Raw genomic sequence first — 2,707 nt, forward strand, 5'->3', positions numbered from 1 at the left:
GGAGCTACCTGGATGTGCGGGACGCGGCGCGGGCGATGGTGGCGGCGCTGACACCGGCCTCGCCGGGCTGCCACACGGTGTACGTCGCGGCGCCGGAGACCCTGGCGCCGTACCCGACGGAGGACCTCCTGGCCCGGCACCACCCGGACGTGCCGCACCCGCCCTTCCTCGGCCGGACGGTGCCCATCGATCTCACCGGGGCACGCACGCTGCTCGGCTTCTCCGCGAAGCACCCGTTCCCCGTCACGGCCCTTGATTCCCCGTGACCGGTCTCGCCGAGATCCTGGCCGCGATCGGACGCCGGCCGGAGGAGTTGACCCCGCTCGCCGGCGGCGTCGCCAACCACGCCTACCTGCTCGGCGCCGACCTGGTCCTCCGCGTTCCGCGCAGCGAGTCGTTCGCCGCCGACCTGCGCAAGGAAGCCGCCGTGATCCCGATCGTCCGCGCCGCGGGCGTCAAGACCGCAGACCTCGTCGAGTACGCCGAACAGCCCGCCCCGTACCTCATCACCACCCGCCTGCCCGGCACCGAGACCGACGCTCCGGCCGCCGACCAGGTGGGCCGCGAGCTGGCCAAGCTTCACACCGTCACCGCGGCCCCACCGGAGGTTCCACGGGACGACCTCACCGATCCGCACGCCACAGTGGACGGTCTGGCGCGCGACGGCTGGATCGGAGCGGCCGACGCGACGTGGCTGGGGGAGTGGTTCACCCGGCTGGCGGCCCGCGTGCCCGCCGCGCCGCCGACCGTCCTGGTCCACGGAGATGTGGCACCGCAGAACCTGTTGTCCACACCGGACGGTTACCTGACCGGCCTGATCGACTGGGGCGACGCCGCACTGGCCGACCCGGCCGTCGACTTCGCGAAGCTGCCGTTCGCATCGGTCCCCGCGGCGCTGGCGGGCTACCGGGAGGCGGGCGCCCCGCCCGGCGACTGGGAGCCGCGAATCCTGTGGCACCGGCTCCTGTGGGCGCTGGGCCGCACGCGAGACCCAAGGCCCCAGCCGTCCGCCCGCCACTGGAGCGCCCCACCGGCCGCCCGCCTCCTCGACCTGCTCCACTTCTTCACCACCGACCCGCCACCCCCATGGCCGTCCCTACCCCCACCAAACTGGTAGCCCACCCACGCGTCCCCGCCCCGCAAAGGTGGCTCGCCTACCACTCCTCGCGTGCGGCGCGTCGCGCCAGCGAAAGTGGTAGCCCACCCACGTGTTCTGCCCCCGGAAAGGTGGCTCGGCTACCACTCGTCCGACGCGGGCAGTGGCGACGCGGAGAAACTGACGCTGCTACGACACAGCGTCGTGGAAGTAGATGCGCAGACGGCCCTCTGACCACGTCACGTCGGTCACCGTGGTCACCGAGGCGCGGCCGTTGAGCCAGTTCGTCGCCGCCGCGAAGATGTCGGCCGCGGTCGGGCCGGTGAACGACGCCCGCTGCACCCAGCCGTCGCTCTCGCGGGCGGGGTGCTGCGGGGCTGCCACCGGCGCGACCATCGGCTCCGGGCCGGAGATCACCGCGGTCGGACCGACCTTCTCGCCGTTGAGGACGCCCTGCACGAACCAGTCGTTGATCGTCTCGTCGTGCTCGACGCTCCAGCCGCTGATCGGCCCGATGTCGGTCGCGATGGCGTTCTTGGCGTTGTCCAGCGCCGCGTCGAGCGTCATCACCTCGATGTCGCCGCCGTTGTACTCCACCCGGTAGTTCATGGCGGGCCCTGTACCCACTCGGGCCTCGTTCGAAAAGAGGGCGGCCGTCAGGCGGCGGGGTGGTGCAGCGATCGGGTGGCGGCCTCCCGCAGGCGGTCGAGGTCGACGCCCTTGTCGGCGAGGATCTGCACCGCCAGCCCTTCGCCCTCGCGCAGGATGCCCAGCAGGATGTGCTCGGGCGCGATGTAGTTGTGCTTGAGCCGCAACGCCTCGCGCAGTGACAGCTCCAGCACCTTCTTGTTGCGGGGCGAGAACGGCACGTGTCCGGTGGTCATGTGGAAGCGGCTGAAGAGGCCCTTGCGTTTCGGTTCGCGAGGGAGCTTCAGCGCGCCCGGCCCGAAGTTCTCCTCGATCGCGCGGCGGACGGCGTCCAGGTCGATGCCGATGGATTTGAGCGCGGCCGCGTCCTCCGCCTCCTCCGCGCGGCGGAACTCGTGTGACGGCCCGACGCGGCGCTGCACCTCGGCCCGCACATAGGCGGCGTCGACGCCGTCGGTGCGCAGCGCCGCCGCGATGGGCTCGAAATCGAGCAGCGCGATCAGCGTGTGCTCGGTGCCGATCGGCTGCTGGTCGAGATCTCGCGCCTCCTCCTGAGCGCGGATGACGACGTCGCGCGCGGGCTCGGTGAATCGCTCGAACATGTCAGCCCTCCCGTGGGTCCTGCGCCGGCACCCGGCCGGCGTGCTTTTTGTGTACGCCCTGGCGGGTCACCTCGAGGGCGTCCGCGATCTCCTGCCAGGACCAGCCGTTGCGGCGGGCGTTCGCCACCTGGAGCAGCTCGAGGCTCTCCAGCAGGCGGCGCAGCGCCACCACCGCACGCAGCCCGACCCGTGGATCGGCGCTGCCCGCGGCGGCGGCGAGGTCGGTTGCTTCGGTCATGACTGTCAACCTACGTTGACATCGGCGAGGTGTCAACCCAAGTTGACAGCCAAGGCACGAAGAAGCCCGGCGCGAGTAGCGCCGGGCTCCTTGACGAAGATCAGCGGCCGCGGCCGGTCTTCT

Annotated in this window: 3 protein-coding genes and 3 pseudogenes; 2 read left to right on the plus strand and 4 right to left on the minus strand. The window is 71.7% G+C overall.

The window, feature by feature from the left end; genetic code table 11:
- Together AB0M20_RS36620 and AB0M20_RS36625 are read left to right on the plus strand one after the other, a co-directional pair.
- Positions 1-266 (plus strand): annotated as a pseudogene (locus AB0M20_RS36620) (NAD(P)-dependent oxidoreductase); the annotation flags it as partial.
- Complete coding sequence (locus AB0M20_RS36625; protein WP_364305270.1) at positions 263-1,117, plus strand: aminoglycoside phosphotransferase family protein; 855 nt, start codon at positions 263-265, stop codon at positions 1,115-1,117. The pseudogene AB0M20_RS36620 and the gene AB0M20_RS36625, both read left to right, overlap by 4 nt.
- Positions 1,118-1,285: 168 nt before the next feature.
- Here AB0M20_RS36625 and AB0M20_RS36630 read toward each other — a convergent pair whose 3' ends face one another.
- The 4 genes and pseudogenes from AB0M20_RS36630 to AB0M20_RS36645 all read right to left on the minus strand — a co-directional run bounded on the left by AB0M20_RS36630 (position 1,286) and on the right by AB0M20_RS36645 (position 2,584).
- The gene (locus tag AB0M20_RS36630; RefSeq protein ID WP_364305272.1) at positions 1,286-1,705 is read right to left on the minus strand and encodes a hypothetical protein; all 420 of its coding nucleotides are present in this window, start codon (positions 1,703-1,705) and stop codon (positions 1,286-1,288) included.
- A gap of 47 nt (positions 1,706-1,752) precedes the next feature.
- Positions 1,753-2,109: pseudogene (locus AB0M20_RS36635) on the minus strand (Clp protease N-terminal domain-containing protein); the annotation flags it as partial.
- A 54-nt stretch (positions 2,110-2,163) separates the two neighbouring features.
- Positions 2,164-2,346 (minus strand): annotated as a pseudogene (locus AB0M20_RS36640) (Clp protease N-terminal domain-containing protein); the annotation flags it as partial.
- 1 nt (position 2,347) lies between these two features.
- Entirely contained in the window at positions 2,348-2,584 is a 237-nt protein-coding gene (locus AB0M20_RS36645; RefSeq protein ID WP_364305274.1) for a helix-turn-helix domain-containing protein, read from the minus strand.
- Positions 2,585-2,707: the final 123 nt, after the last annotated feature.

The sequence above is a fragment of the Actinoplanes sp. NPDC051633 genome, assembly GCF_040681735.1.
Taxonomy (GTDB): Bacteria; Actinomycetota; Actinomycetes; order Mycobacteriales; family Micromonosporaceae; genus Actinoplanes.

Excerpts from the sequence above, each read along its gene's own strand:
- AB0M20_RS36645 (WP_364305274.1), bottom strand. The coding sequence starts at position 2,584 with ATGACCGAAGCAACCGACCTCGCCGCCGCCGCGGGCAGCGCCGATCCA.
- AB0M20_RS36630 (WP_364305272.1), bottom strand. The coding sequence starts at position 1,705 with ATGAACTACCGGGTGGAGTACAACGGCGGCGACATCGAGGTGATGACG.